Annotated in this window: 15 protein-coding genes; 10 read left to right on the top strand and 5 right to left on the bottom strand. The window is 65.2% G+C overall.

Annotated features, from left to right (window positions below; genetic code table 11):
- Positions 1-443: 443 nt before the first annotated feature.
- Both LK539_RS20620 and LK539_RS20615 read right to left on the bottom strand, forming a co-directional pair.
- Positions 444-1,991, bottom strand: a complete 1,548-nt coding sequence (locus LK539_RS20620) for a phospholipase D family protein (RefSeq protein WP_227802934.1) — start codon at positions 1,989-1,991, stop codon at positions 444-446.
- Positions 1,992-1,993: 2 nt separating this feature from the next.
- Positions 1,994-2,773: an enoyl-CoA hydratase gene (locus LK539_RS20615; RefSeq protein WP_227802933.1), complete on the bottom strand. Its 780-nt coding sequence runs from the start codon at positions 2,771-2,773 to the stop codon at positions 1,994-1,996.
- A 76-nt stretch (positions 2,774-2,849) separates the two neighbouring features.
- On the opposite strand from LK539_RS20615, the gene LK539_RS20610 reads away from it, so the two are divergent.
- Positions 2,850-4,151 (top strand): MFS transporter, encoded by a 1,302-nt coding sequence (locus LK539_RS20610; protein ID WP_227802932.1) that lies wholly within the window; start codon positions 2,850-2,852, stop codon positions 4,149-4,151.
- A 4-nt stretch (positions 4,152-4,155) separates the two neighbouring features.
- Here LK539_RS20610 and LK539_RS20605 read toward each other — a convergent pair whose 3' ends face one another.
- Positions 4,156-5,385, bottom strand: coding sequence for a murein transglycosylase A (locus tag LK539_RS20605; protein WP_227802931.1), 1,230 nt, complete (start codon positions 5,383-5,385; stop codon positions 4,156-4,158).
- A 10-nt stretch (positions 5,386-5,395) separates the two neighbouring features.
- Here LK539_RS20605 and LK539_RS20600 point away from each other — a divergent pair, with 10 nt between their 5' ends.
- A complete protein-coding gene (locus tag LK539_RS20600; protein ID WP_227802930.1) occupies positions 5,396-5,536 on the top strand; it encodes a hypothetical protein in 141 nt (46 codons plus the stop codon).
- Between the two features lie 6 nt (positions 5,537-5,542).
- Here the strand turns inward: LK539_RS20600 and apaG are convergent, their stop codons facing one another.
- Positions 5,543-5,917, bottom strand: coding sequence for a Co2+/Mg2+ efflux protein ApaG (apaG, locus tag LK539_RS20595; RefSeq protein ID WP_227802929.1), 375 nt, complete (start codon positions 5,915-5,917; stop codon positions 5,543-5,545).
- Positions 5,918-6,069: 152 nt separating this feature from the next.
- Here apaG and rpe point away from each other — a divergent pair, with 152 nt between their 5' ends.
- The 8 genes from rpe to LK539_RS20555 all read left to right on the top strand — a co-directional run bounded on the left by rpe (position 6,070) and on the right by LK539_RS20555 (position 12,990).
- On the top strand, positions 6,070-6,741 hold the full coding sequence (rpe, locus tag LK539_RS20590) for a ribulose-phosphate 3-epimerase (protein WP_159696604.1): 672 nt from the start codon (positions 6,070-6,072) through the stop codon (positions 6,739-6,741).
- The gene (locus tag LK539_RS20585; protein WP_227802928.1) at positions 6,741-7,439 is read left to right on the top strand and encodes a phosphoglycolate phosphatase; all 699 of its coding nucleotides are present in this window, start codon (positions 6,741-6,743) and stop codon (positions 7,437-7,439) included. Before rpe ends, LK539_RS20585 begins: the two co-directional genes overlap by 1 nt.
- A gap of 189 nt (positions 7,440-7,628) precedes the next feature.
- Positions 7,629-9,125 carry an anthranilate synthase component I gene (gene trpE, locus LK539_RS20580; protein ID WP_227802927.1) on the top strand — a complete coding sequence of 499 codons (1,497 nt, stop codon included), beginning with the start codon at positions 7,629-7,631 and terminating at the stop codon, positions 9,123-9,125.
- Between the two features lies 1 nt (position 9,126).
- On the top strand, positions 9,127-9,690 hold the full coding sequence (locus LK539_RS20575) for an aminodeoxychorismate/anthranilate synthase component II (protein WP_227802926.1): 564 nt from the start codon (positions 9,127-9,129) through the stop codon (positions 9,688-9,690).
- A 221-nt stretch (positions 9,691-9,911) separates the two neighbouring features.
- Positions 9,912-10,952 (top strand): anthranilate phosphoribosyltransferase, encoded by a 1,041-nt coding sequence (trpD, locus tag LK539_RS20570; RefSeq protein ID WP_227802925.1) that lies wholly within the window; start codon positions 9,912-9,914, stop codon positions 10,950-10,952.
- A gap of 11 nt (positions 10,953-10,963) precedes the next feature.
- The gene (locus tag LK539_RS20565; RefSeq protein ID WP_227802924.1) at positions 10,964-11,599 is read left to right on the top strand and encodes a LysE family translocator; all 636 of its coding nucleotides are present in this window, start codon (positions 10,964-10,966) and stop codon (positions 11,597-11,599) included.
- 8 nt (positions 11,600-11,607) lie between these two features.
- On the top strand, positions 11,608-12,408 hold the full coding sequence (trpC, locus tag LK539_RS20560) for an indole-3-glycerol phosphate synthase TrpC (protein ID WP_227802923.1): 801 nt from the start codon (positions 11,608-11,610) through the stop codon (positions 12,406-12,408).
- 93 nt (positions 12,409-12,501) lie between these two features.
- Entirely contained in the window at positions 12,502-12,990 is a 489-nt protein-coding gene (locus LK539_RS20555) for a TonB C-terminal domain-containing protein (protein ID WP_227802922.1), read from the top strand.
- A gap of 95 nt (positions 12,991-13,085) precedes the next feature.
- On the opposite strand, the gene LK539_RS20550 is transcribed toward LK539_RS20555, so the two are convergent.
- Entirely contained in the window at positions 13,086-13,559 is a 474-nt protein-coding gene (locus LK539_RS20550) for a hypothetical protein (RefSeq protein ID WP_227802921.1), read from the bottom strand.
- Positions 13,560-13,645 lie beyond the last annotated feature (86 nt).

Genomic DNA, 13,645 nt, shown 5'->3' with positions numbered 1-13,645 from the left:
ATCTCTGTTTGTTGGCATTGCTGCCATCCTGATTTCTCAGGAGTCGCTCACTCAAGATACTGACCGTCATCTCATTGCTGAGACAACGCTTAATACTTTTGTGAACATTTGATAATTTAAGTATGCACTGACCGAAGTCAGCGGCACCTTCATCAAACGCCCACACTTATCGACTGTTGATTGTTAAAGAACCGTTGTTCTGTACTACCTTGCTGCACCGTACGAAGCGTTGTGTTCGTCAGCAGCAGAGAAGTGAGATTATGCAGTGTTTCGCGTAACTCGTCAACCCCTTCGTTTGCTTCGTTGCAGATTTCTCTGCCGACCTTGCCAACTTAACCATCTGATTTCATTGGACTTTTTCGGTCACGCCTTGCAGCGTCCTGAAGCGGAGGCGAACTATAGCAAACCCGCGGACAGCTCCGCAAGAGCTTGCGCGAATTTTTTTAGAGGAGCCAGTCGATTGCCAAAAACGACAATATCTGGACACCCGCGCGCTGCCACATGGTGGTGCCCGGCTCCTGGTCATGACGACGGACTTTCCCCTCGCTGCGCTCGAGCCAGTACAGCCTGCCCTGCTCGTCGATGCGGACTTCGTAGGCACGCTCCGGCATGCTGTCGTCCAGCGTCTGGTTCAGCCGCCCCGCCATCTGCGGGCTGTCGATGACAAAGCCCATCTCGGTATTCAGGTCGATCGAACGCCTGTCCATATTGAAGGAGCCGATGAAGACCGTATGGCCGTCGACGCCGAATGTCTTGGCGTGCAAGCTGGAAGCGGAGCTGCCGAAGCGCCCCTTCCCCGTATCGGGCTGCGCCGGCGCCCAGCTGCGGCGCAATTCATATAAGGAGACCCCGGACTCGAGCAGTTCGCGCCGCCACTTCGCATAACCGGCATGCACCGCTGCGACGTCGGTCGCTTCCAGCGAATTGGTCAGCACGCGTACCTGCACCCCGTTGCGGGCGAAGTCGCGCAGCGTTCCTGCCGCCGCCTTGCTGGGCACGAAATAGGGCGAGACCAGGTCGACTGCCTTTCTCGGCTCCCCCAGCAGCTTGCGCAGGCCGTCGGCCATGCGCTCTCCCGGCCCGGTCTCGCCCAGCACTTTGGCCGGCGGATCGCTGACCAGGCGCGTGACGCTCCACTCCAGCGGCAGCTCCTGGCGCACCAGCTGCGTCACGAAGGGCGAGGTGGCGATCGCCTCCAGGTAGCGCTGCGCCTCGTCCTGCACGCGGAAAGCGGCAGCCCGTTCGGCCAGCGCCTCGGAACGCTCGGCGCCGGCGGCATCCACCAGTGCCGTGATCGGATAGGCGGACGCGCTGTTCCAGTACTTGTCGAAGTCCTGCGACACCTCGCGCACCACGGGCCCCACCGCCATCACGTCCAGGTCGAGGAACAGCATGTCGCCGGCGGCGCCGAAGTATTCGTTGCCGATATTGCGGCCGCCGACGATCGTCGCCTGGTTGTCGACCGTGAAGGACTTGTTGTGCATGCGGCGATTCAGCCGGCTGAAGTCGGTGAGATAACCGAGCATGCGCCAGCGCCGCATGCCGAAGGGATTGAACAGGCGGACCTCGATGTTGGGATGGCGGTCGAGGGCGGCGAGGACGGGATCAAGCCCGCCGGTATTGTTATCGTCCAGCAGCAGGCGCACGCGCACGCCGCGCGCGGCGGCGCTGCGCAGCGCGTCCAGCATCAGGGTGCCGGTCAGGTCGTTGCGCCAGATGTAGTACTGGACGTCGAGGCTGCGCTGGGCGCTGTGGGTGAGCAGCACGCGGGCCGCGAATGCGTCGCGCCCGTCGACCAGGGGATAGACGCCGGAGCGCCCGGGATGCGCGGCCGCCAGCGGCGCGAGCGCCTGGCCCAGCGGCGTGGCCGCGGTATCCTCCAGCGCCACGCTGCCGCTGCGCTGCCCAAGCGCCGGCAGCGCGCTGCAGCCATACACCGCGACGGCGACGACGATCAAGGCCGCCGTTCCCCGCCGCAGCGCCGCCTTCATGTTCACATGCCTTCGAAGTTCGGCTTGCGCTTCTCGAGGAAGGCCGACATGCCTTCTTTTTGCGCAGGGGTGCCGAAGCCGGCGTGGAAGTAGCGGCGCTCGTAGCGCACGCCTTCGGTCAGCGGCATCTGGTAGGCCTGGTTGACGCAGTCCTTGATCTGCATGGCGACCGAGACCGGCATGTCGGCGATGCCCTGGGCGATCTTGATCGCCTCTTCCATCACGCTGTCGGCCGGGTACACGCGCGACACCAGGCCGGTGCGCTCCGCTTCGGCGGCGTCGATCATGCGGGTGGTGAGCAGCATGTCCATCGCCTTCGACTTCGAAATGGCGCGCGGCAGGCGCTGGGTGCCGCCGGCGCCCGGGGTCACGCCGACCTTGATTTCCGGCTGGCCGAACTTGGCGTTGTCCGCCGCGACTAGGAAGTCGCACATCATGGCCAGTTCGCAGCCGCCGCCCAGGCAGTAGCCCGACACCACGCCGACCACGGGTTTGCGGATGTTGAGGATGTGCTCCCAGTTGCGGCCGATGTAGTTGCCCGGGTAGGTATCTGCCGCATAGGTGTAGTTCGCCATGGCTGCGATGTCGGCGCCGGCGGCGAAGACCTTGTCGCTGCCGGTGAGGACGATCACGTTGACCGCCGGGTCGGCATCGAACTTGTGGAGCGCGTCACCCAGCTCGTTCATCATGTTGTCGTTCAGCGCATTCATCGCCTTCGGACGGTTCAGGCGGATCACGGCGACCTTGCCGTGGTTTTCGATCAGCAGATCTGCATATTCCATGTGGCTATCCCTTGTGAGGTTGGACGGATTGCCCGGATTGTAACGTCTCGCGCCCCAGCAAACACGGTATGATTATTTGTTCAGCAATATTCTGTGCGAGATCACCATTCCTCCGCTTGTCACCCACTGGCTCCAGCGGCGCATCCCGGCCGATTCGGTGATGCGCAAGGCGGACTTCCGCCGCTTCTGGTTCAGCAGCATCCTGGCCCACTTCGGCGCCCAGATCACGCTCCTGGCCCTGCCGATCTGCGCGGTCCTGATGCTGCATGCGACGCCGGCCCAGATGGGGACCCTGGCCGCCTTCGAATCGCTCCCCTTCCTGCTGTTCGGACTCCCCTCAGGCGTACTGCTCGACCGCAGCCGGCGCCTGCCGGTGATGATGGCGAGCGATCTGATGGTGGCGATCGCGCTCGCCAGCGTGCCGCTGGCCTGGTGGTTCGGCGTCCTGAACCTGCCCTGGCTGTACGCGGTCGGCTTCGTGATCGGCGCCGGCCACGTGGTGGGCGGCAGCGCCGAACAGGTGTTCCTCACCTTCCTGGTCGGGCGCGAGGGCCTGGTGGATGCGCAATCGAAGTTCGCCGCCACCGAATCGGCCGCGCGCGTGGTCGGCCCCGGCATGGCGGGCGGCCTGGTGCAGTTGCTGGGCGCGCCGATCGCGATCCTGTGCAACGTGGCCGGCTTCATCGTCTCGCTGCTCAACCTGCGCCGCATCCGCGCGCGCGAACCGCAGCCGCCGCCGTCGAATGCCCATCCGCTGCGCGACATCCAGGAAGGCCTGGTCTTCGTGTGGCGCCAGCCGCTGCTGCGCACCCTGGCCTGGGTTTCGGCCTGCTGGCACCTGCTGTTCTACGGCTATACCGCCCTGCACGTGATTTTCGCCACCCGCGTGCTCGGCATGAGCCCGGGCACGATGGGGATGGCGAACATGCTCGGCGGCCTCGGCGTGCTGGCGGCGTCGCTGCTGGTCAAGCCGCTGTCGACGCGCTTCGGCACCGGCGGCGGCATCCTGGTCGGCCTGTGCGTGTCGGCGCTCGGCTTCGCCCTGGTGCCGGCGATCCCGGCGGCGCTGTTCGGCAGCGCAGGCTGGACCGTGGCCGCCTATGCGATGGTGGTGTTCTGGATCGACTGCGGCGCGACCCTGTTCTTCGTGCCCTATATCGCGCTGCGCCAGCGCGTGACGCCGGACGCGGTACTGGGCCGGATGGTGGCGACCATGCGCGCGCTCACCGTGGCGGCGGCGCCGCTGGGCGCCCTGCTGGCGGGCGCGCTGGGCGAAGGTTTCGGCGTGCGCGAAGGCCTGGGCTGCATCGCCGCCGGCGCCCTGCTGCTGGCGGCCGGCGGCGTGTTCGGCACGCGCCTGAAGGAAGCGAAGGAGTGAGTGTTCAGGGAGCTGGGCGCGGCAGCAGCACCCACACCTGGCCGCGCTGCTTCATCTTGCCGGCCCGGTCCATCGCGTCCGGCCCGAAGCCGTAGAAGAAGTCGGCGCGCACGGCGCCGCGGATCGCACCGCCGGTATCCTGCGCCATCATCAGGCGCTGCATCGGCACCTCGCTTGCCGCCTCCGTCGTCGCCAGGAACAGCGGCGCACCCAGCGGGATGAAGGAGGGGTCGATCGCCACCGAGCGTCCCGGAGTCAGCGGCACCCCGAGCGCCCCTTTCGGTCCGAGCGATGGGTCGGGCAGCTTCTCTTCCCGGAAGAAGATATAGCTGGGGTTCACGTTGAACAGCTCTTGGCGCCGGCCCGGATTGGCCGCGATCCAGGCGCGGATGCCCTGGGCCGTGGCCTGCTCCGCGGTAAGTTCGCCCTGCTCCACCAGCCAGCGGCCGATCGTCTTGTACGGATGGCCGTTCTGGTCGGCGTAGGCCACACGCACCGTTTCGCCATTCTCGAACTGGACCCGGCCGGAACCCTGCACCTCGAGGAAGAAGGCTTCGACCGGATCGTTCACCCACAGCAGCTCCTTGCCTGCGAGCGGCGCACGCGCGATCTCGGCGCGGCTGCTGTACGGGACCACGGTCTTGCCCGACAGGCGGCCTCGCAGACGCATGCCCTTCAGTTGCGGGTAGACGCTGCCCAGGTCGACGGTAAGGAGGTCCTCGGGCACCCGGTAGAGCGGCGTCTGGTAGGCCCCGCCGCGCTTGCGCGAACCGTAGAGCATGGCCTCGTAGTAGCCGGTGATCAGGCCGCTGTCGGCGCCATCGGCGGCGCGCACCAGGTTGGGCACGAACCAGGTCTCGAAGAAGCGCCGCACCGCGCCGGCGTCGCCTGCATCGACGGCGCGGGCGGCGGCGCACACCGCTTTCCAGTCCGCCTTGCCGTTCAGCCCCCGGCACGACTGCAGGAAGGCCGGCATGGCCTGGCGCAGGTCGTCCTGTTCCCAGCCCGGCAGCGCGGCGAAGGTGGTCGGCGTCATCAGGGGAACAGGGGCAGGCGGCTGCGCAGGCTGGACTGGCGGCGCGGGCTGCTCCGGTACGTAGACCGGCCCCACCGGCGGCGGCATCCGCACCGGCTCGGCCGGTTTGGCGGGCGGCTGCGGCGGCGTGGTCGAGCAGGCCGCCAGCAAGGAGACGAGGACCAGCGAAGCGGTTACACTGCGGCGTGTTGAAAGCATAAGGACCGATATGTGGATCTTGATGGTGGAAGCCGGTGTGGCGCTGTTCCTGCTCGTGTTTATCGTCTGGTGGACCATGTTCGCCGGCCGCAAGGACGTGCGCGATGACCCGGCGCAGGAACAGCAGAAACAGCGCGAGGACGAGCAGTAACAGGTCTTAGTGCAGCGCCCCTGGCTGGGCCAGCACGAATTCCGGGATCGGGGCCTCGAAACGGTGCCCGTCCTCGGCCACGCAGAAGAACTCGCCGTACATCGAGCCTTGCGGCGTCGCGACCTGGGTGCCGCTGGTGTATTCGAACTGCTGGCCTGGCTGCAGCAGCGGCTGGTGACCGACGACGCCCAGGCCACGCACTTCCTGCACCCGGCTGCTGGCGTCGGTAATCACCCAGTGACGCGAGATCAGCTGGGCGGCGATGCTGCCCGTGTTCCTGATCGTGATGGTGTAGCTGAACACGAACTGGTCCCGGTCCGGGTTGGACTGTTCCGGCAGGTACTGGGTCCTGACGGAGACAGCGAATTCATAGGCGGGCATGGACATTCCTTGCGTGATCGTCAATATTGGTGGAAGCGCCACGGGGCGCAGACGGCAATCATACCGCGCGCCGTCCTTCGGCGTGGTTCGGCAGCAGCGGATGGAGCCTCATCGGCGTAAAATAGCGGATTCCCTTTATTAGCTCGTCCGCCATGACCACCTACCGCATCGCCCCCAGCATCCTGTCCGCCGATTTCGCCCGACTGGGCGAGGAAGTGCGCAATGTCGTCGCCGCCGGCGCCGACATCATCCACTTCGACGTGATGGACAACCACTACGTCCCGAACCTGACCATCGGTCCGCTGGTATGCCAGGCGATCCGCCCGCACGTGCAGGTGCCGATCGACGTGCACCTGATGGTCAAGCCGGTCGACCGCATCATCCCGGACTTCGCCAAGGCTGGCGCCAACATCATTACCTTCCACCCGGAAGCGTCGGAACACATCGACCGCACCCTGCAGCTGATCCGCGATAACGGCTGCAAGGCCGGCCTGGTGTTCAACCCGCACACGCCGCTGCACTACCTCGAGCACGTGATGGACAAGATCGACATGATCCTGATTATGTCGGTGAACCCGGGCTTCGGCGGCCAGTCCTTCATCCCGCAGGCACTGAAGAAGATCGCGCTGGCGCGCCGCATGATCGACGAATCGGGCCGTGACATCATGCTGGAGGTCGATGGCGGCATCAAGGCCGACAACATCGCGGAAGCTGCCGCCGCTGGCGCCGATACCTTTGTCGCCGGCTCGGCGATCTTCGGCAAGCCGGACTACAAGGCCGTGATCGACGCGATGCGCGGCGAACTGGCCAAGGTCGGCAAGTAATGCGGGCCGGCGCCGCGGCGATCAAGGCCGCCATCATCGACCTGGACGGCACCATGCTCGACACGGTGCCCGACTTCGAGGCGGCCCTGAACGGCATGCGCGCCGACCTGGGTCTCGGCCCGATCACGCAAGCGACCATCAAGCCGCTGGTCGGCAAGGGCTCCGAAAAACTGGTGCGCGACGCGCTGCTGCTCGACTGGGATGCGGCGCGCGTGGACGCCGTGTTCGAAGAGGCGCTGGCCGGCTACCAGCGCCACTACCTCGCCATCAATGGCGATCGCAGCACGCTGTTCGACGGCGTGATCGAAGGCCTCGCGGCGATGAAGGAACAGGGCCTGCGCCTGGCCTGCGTCACCAACAAGCCGCTGGCCTTCACTACGCCGCTGCTGGCGCAGAAAGGCCTGGCGCCGTGGTTCGAGCTGGTCTACGGCGGCGACTCCTTCCCGAAGAAGAAGCCGGACCCGATGCCGCTGCTGGGCGTCTGCAGCGCGTTCGACCTGGCGCCATCGCAGGTGGTGGCGATCGGCGATTCGTCCAACGACGCGGAAGCGGCGCGCGCGGCGGGTTGTTTTGTGCTCACAGTGCCATATGGTTATAACCACGGACGGCCTATACAAGAAATTAATTCTGATGGTATAGTGGGTTCGCTGTTTGAAGCAGCCGCGCTGGTATCTGCGCATAACCACACCGCAAAATAAGTCATCTATACATGTTTTTCACCAAAAAACACACTGTCAACCAGACCGGCGCCCTTGAGGCCTGGCTGTGGCGACGCTGGCAATCCTGGGCTAACTGACCCGTCTTGATTGCTGTCGGCCGCGTGCGTCCGACAGGTTTTTTGAAGTGAACCACCGCCCTCTCCTCCCCTGGGCGGTCTGGAGACAAGCATGACCGAACTCGAATTCAAATCGCTGGCCAACCAGGGCTACAACCGCATTCCCCTGATCGCGGAAGCCTTTGCCGACCTCGAAACCCCGCTCACGCTGTACCTCAAGCTGGCCCAGTCCCAGCAGACCGGGAAGAACACCTTCCTGCTCGAATCGGTCGTCGGCGGCGAGCGCTTCGGCCGCTATTCCTTCATCGGCCTGCCAGCGTCGACCCTGATCCGCAGTACCGGCAAGCGCCTCGACGTGGTGAAGAACGGCGAAGTGATCGAAACCTTCGAGGGCAACCCGCTCGAATTCATCGAGCAGTACCAGTTGCGCTTCAAGGTCGCGCTGCGCCCGGGCATGCCGCGCTTCTGCGGCGGCCTGGCCGGCTACTTCGGCTACGACACCGTGCGCCACATCGAGCGCAAGCTGGAGAACAGCTGCCCGCCGGACGAACTGGGCCTGCCGGACATCCAGCTGATGCTGACCGAAGAGCTGGCGGTGATCGACAACCTGTCGGGCAAGCTGTACCTGATCGTATATACCGATCCGTCCCATCCGGAAGCCTATGGCCGTGCGCGCCAGCGCCTGAAGGACCTGCGCGTGATGCTGCGCCGGAGCGTGGATGCGCCGGTGACCTCGAGCTCGGTGCGGACCGAGGAGGTGCGCGATTTCAGCAAGGAAGACTATCTGAAAGCGGTGGCGCGCGCCCACGAATACGTGATGGCGGGCGACCTGATGCAGGTTCAGATCGGCCAGCGCATCCGCAAGCCCTACGTCGATTCGCCGCTGTCGCTGTACCGCTCGCTGCGTTCGCTGAATCCCTCGCCCTACATGTACTACTACAACTTCGGCGACATGCAGATCGTCGGCGCCTCGCCGGAGATCCTGGTGCGTAACGAAGCGCTTCCGGACGGTGGCAAGAAGGTCACGCTGCGCCCGATCGCCGGCACCCGCCCGCGCGGCGCCACGCCGGAGCGCGATACCGAACTGGCGGCCGAGCTCCTGTCGGATCCGAAGGAGATCGCCGAGCACGTGATGCTGATCGACCTGGCACGCAACGACATCGGCCGCATCGCCGAAACCGGCAGCGTGCAGGTCACCGACCGCATGGTCATCGAGAAGTACTCGCACGTGCAGCACATCGTCTCGAACGTGGAAGGCAAGCTGAAAGACGGCATGTCCAACCTTGACGTCCTGCGCGCCACCTTCCCGGCCGGGACCCTGACCGGGGCGCCGAAAGTGCGCGCGATGGAAGTGATCGACGAACTCGAACCGGTCAAGCGCGGCATCTATGGCGGCGCCTGCGGCTACCTCTCCTTTGGCGGCGAAATGGACGTGGCGATCGCGATCCGCACCGGGGTGATCAAGGACGGCAACCTGTACGTGCAGGCCGCGGCCGGCATCGTGGCCGACTCCATCCCCGAGATGGAATGGCAGGAAACGGAAAACAAGGCGCGCGCCGTGCTGCGCGCGGCCGAACAGGTGCAAGACGGCCTGGATGGGGAGTTCTGACATGCTGCTAATGATCGACAACTACGACTCGTTCACCTACAACATCGTCCAGTATTTCGGCGAGCTGGGCGAGGATGTCCGCACCGTGCGCAACGACGAGATCACTTTGAAAGATATCGAAGCGATGGCGCCCGAGCGCATCTGCATCTCGCCGGGCCCGAAGGCGCCCAAGGATGCCGGCCTCTCGCTCGACATCCTGCGCGAATTCAAGGGCAAGCTGCCGATCCTGGGCGTGTGCCTCGGCCACCAGGCGATCGGCGAAGCCTTCGGCGGCAATGTAATCCGCGCCAAGCAGGTCATGCACGGCAAGACCTCGCTGATCGCCCACACCGGCGAAGGCGTGTTCAAGGGCCTGCCGAGTCCCTTCACCGTGATCCGCTACCACTCGCTGGCAATCGAGCGCGCCTCGCTGCCGGATTGCCTGGAAGTGACGGCGTGGACCGACGACGGCGAAATCATGGGCGTGCGCCACAAGGAGTACGACATCGAAGGGGTGCAGTTCCATCCCGAGTCGATCCTGTCGGAACACGGCCACGCGCTGCTGAAGAATTTCCTCACGCGTTGAGATACACCGGCTCTCGCTGACACCGCTACCCTTTGATCCGTCATTCCCGCGAAGGCGGGAATCCAAGTTCTTCGTGTACCACGAGCGTGAAACTGCATAGCTATTCACGGAAAATTGGATCCCGGCCTGCGCCGGGATGACGTGCAAGGGCTGCGTGCCGTGCGATGAGCTAGCGATAAGCGAGCGACGAAACAAACGACTTTCACCATATTGGAACCGCCATGCCGATCACTCCACAAGAAGCCCTGCTGCGCTGTATCGAACACCGTGAGATCTTCCACGATGAGATGCTGCACCTGTTCCGCCAGATCATGTCGGGCGAGATGTCGCCGACCATGGTGGCGGCCCTGACCATGGGCCTGCGCGTCAAGAAGGAAACCATCGGCGAGATCACCGCCGCCGCGCAGGTGATGCGCGAATTCTCGACCAAGGTGCCGATGGCCGACACCACCAACCTGCTCGACATCGTCGGCACGGGCGGCGACGGCGCGAATACCTTCAACATCTCGAGCGCCTCGATGTTCGTTGCCGCAGCCGCCGGTGCGCGCGTGGCCAAGCATGGCGGCCGCAGCGTTTCGTCGTCGAGCGGCAGCGCCGACCTGATCGAGTCGCTCGGCGCCCAGATCGACCTGAAACCCGAACAGATCGCCCAGTCGATCGCCCAGACCGGCATCGGCTTCATGTTCGCCCCGAACCACCACGCCGCCATGAAGCACGTGGCGCCGGTGCGCCGCGAACTGGGCGTGCGCAGCATCTTCAACATCCTGGGTCCGCTGACCAACCCGGCCGGCGCCCCGAACATCCTGATGGGCGTGTTCCACCCCGACCTGGTCGGCATCCAGGTGCGCGTGCTGCAGCGCCTCGGCGCCCAGCATGCAATGGTGGTCTGGGGCCGTGACAACATGGACGAAGTCTCGCTCGGCGCCGGCACCCTGGTCGGTGAACTCGTCAACGGTGAGATCCGCGAATACGAGATCCATCCGGAAGACTTCGGCATGTCGATGATCTCGAGCCGCAACCTGAAAGTGGCCAACACCGCGGAGTCGAAAGAGCGGGTACTGGAAGCGCTGCGCGGCGAAGCCGGTCCGGCCACCGACATCGTGGCGCTCAACGCCGGCACCGCGCTGTATGCGGCCGGGGTTGTTTCGTCGATCGAGGAAGGACTGGCGAAAGCCCGTGCTACGATCGCGTCCGGCGCGGCCCTGGCCAAACTCGAGCAATTCGTCACCGTCACGCGCCAGCTCGGCGGCCACCTTCAATAAGAGGACCCAGCATGTTCGGAATCCATGACCTGCCCCTGTTCATTCTTTCCGGACTGCTCCTGAACATCATGCCGGGGCCGGATTCGCTCCTGATCATGACCCGCAGCGCAACCCAAGGCTGGCGCGCCGGCGTCGCTGCCGCCTTCGGCATCGGCACCGGCACCCTGGTGCACATCTTCGCGGCCGCACTGGGCCTGTCCGCGGTCCTGGCCACGTCGGCGACCGCCTTCACGGTGGTGAAGCTGCTCGGCGCGGCCTACATCCTGTGGATGGCGGTGGGACTGCTGCGCAGCCGCAAAGCCGAAGGCAGGGCGGCGGCGCCGGTGCTGCCAGCGCTGCCCTACCGGAAGATCTTCGCGCAGGGCTTCCTGACCAATGTCCTCAATCCGAAGGTCGCCGTGTTCTTCCTGGCCTTCGTCCCGCAGTTCATCGACGCCGACGCACCGAACAAGGCGCTGGCCTTCATCATCCTCGGCTGCATCTTCAACTTCAACGGCATGCTGTGGTGCAGTGCACTGGCGCTCACCACCGCCAAGGCCAGCGAGCGCATCAAGCTCAACCCGACCGTCTCGCTGTGGCTCAACCGCGTCACCGGCGGCCTGTTCGTCTGGCTTGGCGTGAAGCTCGCACTGTCCAAGCAACACTAAGGTTTTCCATGTCCGACATCCTGAACAAAATCCTGGCCGTCAAGGCCATTGAGGTGGCCGCCGCGAAGAAGCAGCGCGACCTGCCAAGCCTGCGCCGCGACGTGGAAAGCGACGCCGAGGCGCGCCGAGGTATCCGCGGCTTCGAGAACAGCCTGCGCAACAAGATCGCCGCCGGCCAGGCCGGCATCATCGCGGAAGTGAAGAAGGCTTCGCCCTCGAAAGGCGTGCTGCGCCCCGACTTCCAGCCGGCCGCGATCGCGCAGAGCTATGCGGCGCACGGCGCGGCCTGCCTGTCGGTGCTGACCGATGTGCAGTTCTTCCAGGGTTCGGAAGCTTACCTGCGCGAGGCGCGCGCCGCCTGCACCCTGCCCGTCATCCGCAAGGACTTCATCGTCGATCCCTACCAGGTGTACGAGGCGCGCGCGATGGGCGCGGATGCGATCCTGCTGATCGTGTCGGCACTGGACCACGGCCTGATGGCGGAACTGGAAGCCTGCGCCATGGAGCTGGGCATGGACGTGCTGGTCGAGGTGCACGACGGCGACGAGCTGACCGCGGCGCTGAAGCTGAAGACGCCCCTGCTGGGCATCAATAACCGCAACCTGCGTACTTTTGAGGTCTCGCTCGACACCACGCTCGGCCTGCTGCCGCGCATTCCGGCCGAGCGCCTGGTGGTGACCGAGTCCGGCATCATGGGGCCGGCGGACGTGAAGCGCATGCGCGACGCCGACGTCCACGCCTTCCTGGTCGGCGAAGCCTTCATGCGCGCGCCCGATCCGGGTGTGGAACTGCAGAGACTGTTCGGCTAGCGCGGGCAAGACAAGATACGGAACTCCGGATGATGAGTAGCGTCGAAGCTAAGCGCCCCCGAGGCGCCAACCTGCGACGCTCCTTCATCCGCCATGAACATTTCTCTTCGCAGTAAAGCGCAGCTCCTCCTGCTGGCCGCCCTGGCCGGATGCGCCAGCCCGCTGCCCGTCCCCGTCGAAGAACGCAGCACGGTCGCCGTCAAGGAAGTGGCGGCGCCGACGCCGGCACCCGCGCCGCCGCCATCGCTCACCCTCGACGCCTATAAAGAGCATGTGGCGCGCCACATCCTCGATCGCAATGCCGACCGCAGCTTCAGCGGACGCCTGCCGCCCATGCTGCCGGCCGTGGTCGTGGTCAGCATCACCGTGGACCGCGATGGCCAGCTGACCGACGTACAGGTGCAGCGCTCGCGCGACCCCGATGCCTCGCGCGTGGCGCTGGCCTCGATGCTGCGTAGCGGTCCCCTGCCCCGTCCCCACGGGCTACTCGCGGCGAACAGCAAGGCGATCACCTTTTCGGAAACCTTCCTGTTCGACCGCGATTACCGCTTCCAGCTGCGTACCCTGGCCGGGCCGCAGTAGGCGGCGCCGCAAAAGAAAAAGGCACGTGGTGGTACGTGCCTTTTCCTCTGTGTTGCCGCCGCATTGCCGGGCGCTATCCCGGCAATGCGACAGGATCAGTTCGGAGCGCCGGCTGCCGGCGCTTTCGCAGCTGCCTGCGGAGCAGCCGGCGCAGCGATGACGGTGGTCTGGCCCATCATGATCTGGAACAGGTTCGGATAGTCGTAGGCCGCGCCCGAGGCCACGTCCACGCCGGCGCCGATCACGCCGCCGAAGATCACGTTACCGAAGGCCATGCCCTTGGTCGAGGACTTGATGGAGGCAACACCCGCATCCATGCCCGGCTTTTCGCAGCGCACGGTCATGTCGCCGTAGGCGCGGCGCACGGTGACGGTGCCCGGAGTGGTGACGTAGTACACGCCTTTTTCGTTCTCGAGCTTGCACGATGCGCCATCGACCCTGTTGGTCGCTTGCAGGGTTTCCACCGAGACGATCTGGCTGGTGCCGCTGACGATGGAGGCGCAACCGGTCAGGTTGGCGGCGACTGCGACGACGGCGAGTGGGAGGATGGAGCGAAGGAGTTTGGACATGTCGTTTCCCCGTTAGGATTACCGGCTTTTTAGCCGGATTATTTATAGGAAGGACAGTTATAAGGAAAGCCACTTGCCGGAGCAAT

The sequence above is a fragment of the Massilia sp. IC2-476 genome (genome assembly GCF_020707295.1).
Taxonomy (GTDB): domain Bacteria; phylum Pseudomonadota; class Gammaproteobacteria; order Burkholderiales; family Burkholderiaceae_D; genus Telluria.
The sequence above is the reverse complement of the archived record's forward strand: the minus strand, read 5'-3'. Positions and strand labels throughout refer to the sequence as shown.

Excerpts from the sequence above, each read along its gene's own strand:
- LK539_RS20555 (WP_227802922.1), top strand. The coding sequence starts at position 12,502 with ATGAACATTTCTCTTCGCAGTAAAGCGCAGCTCCTCCTGCTGGCCGCC.
- apaG (WP_227802929.1), bottom strand. The coding sequence starts at position 5,917 with ATGCCCGCCTATGAATTCGCTGTCTCCGTCAGGACCCAGTACCTGCCG.
- trpD (WP_227802925.1), top strand. The coding sequence starts at position 9,912 with ATGCCGATCACTCCACAAGAAGCCCTGCTGCGCTGTATCGAACACCGT.
- LK539_RS20585 (WP_227802928.1), top strand. The coding sequence starts at position 6,741 with ATGCGGGCCGGCGCCGCGGCGATCAAGGCCGCCATCATCGACCTGGAC.
- LK539_RS20600 (WP_227802930.1), top strand. The coding sequence starts at position 5,396 with ATGTGGATCTTGATGGTGGAAGCCGGTGTGGCGCTGTTCCTGCTCGTG.
- LK539_RS20620 (WP_227802934.1), bottom strand. The coding sequence starts at position 1,991 with ATGAAGGCGGCGCTGCGGCGGGGAACGGCGGCCTTGATCGTCGTCGCC.
- trpE (WP_227802927.1), top strand. The coding sequence starts at position 7,629 with ATGACCGAACTCGAATTCAAATCGCTGGCCAACCAGGGCTACAACCGC.
- LK539_RS20575 (WP_227802926.1), top strand. The coding sequence starts at position 9,127 with ATGCTGCTAATGATCGACAACTACGACTCGTTCACCTACAACATCGTC.
- LK539_RS20550 (WP_227802921.1), bottom strand. The coding sequence starts at position 13,559 with ATGTCCAAACTCCTTCGCTCCATCCTCCCACTCGCCGTCGTCGCAGTC.
- trpC (WP_227802923.1), top strand. The coding sequence starts at position 11,608 with ATGTCCGACATCCTGAACAAAATCCTGGCCGTCAAGGCCATTGAGGTG.
- rpe (WP_159696604.1), top strand. The coding sequence starts at position 6,070 with ATGACCACCTACCGCATCGCCCCCAGCATCCTGTCCGCCGATTTCGCC.
- LK539_RS20615 (WP_227802933.1), bottom strand. The coding sequence starts at position 2,773 with ATGGAATATGCAGATCTGCTGATCGAAAACCACGGCAAGGTCGCCGTG.
- LK539_RS20605 (WP_227802931.1), bottom strand. The coding sequence starts at position 5,385 with ATGCTTTCAACACGCCGCAGTGTAACCGCTTCGCTGGTCCTCGTCTCC.
- LK539_RS20565 (WP_227802924.1), top strand. The coding sequence starts at position 10,964 with ATGTTCGGAATCCATGACCTGCCCCTGTTCATTCTTTCCGGACTGCTC.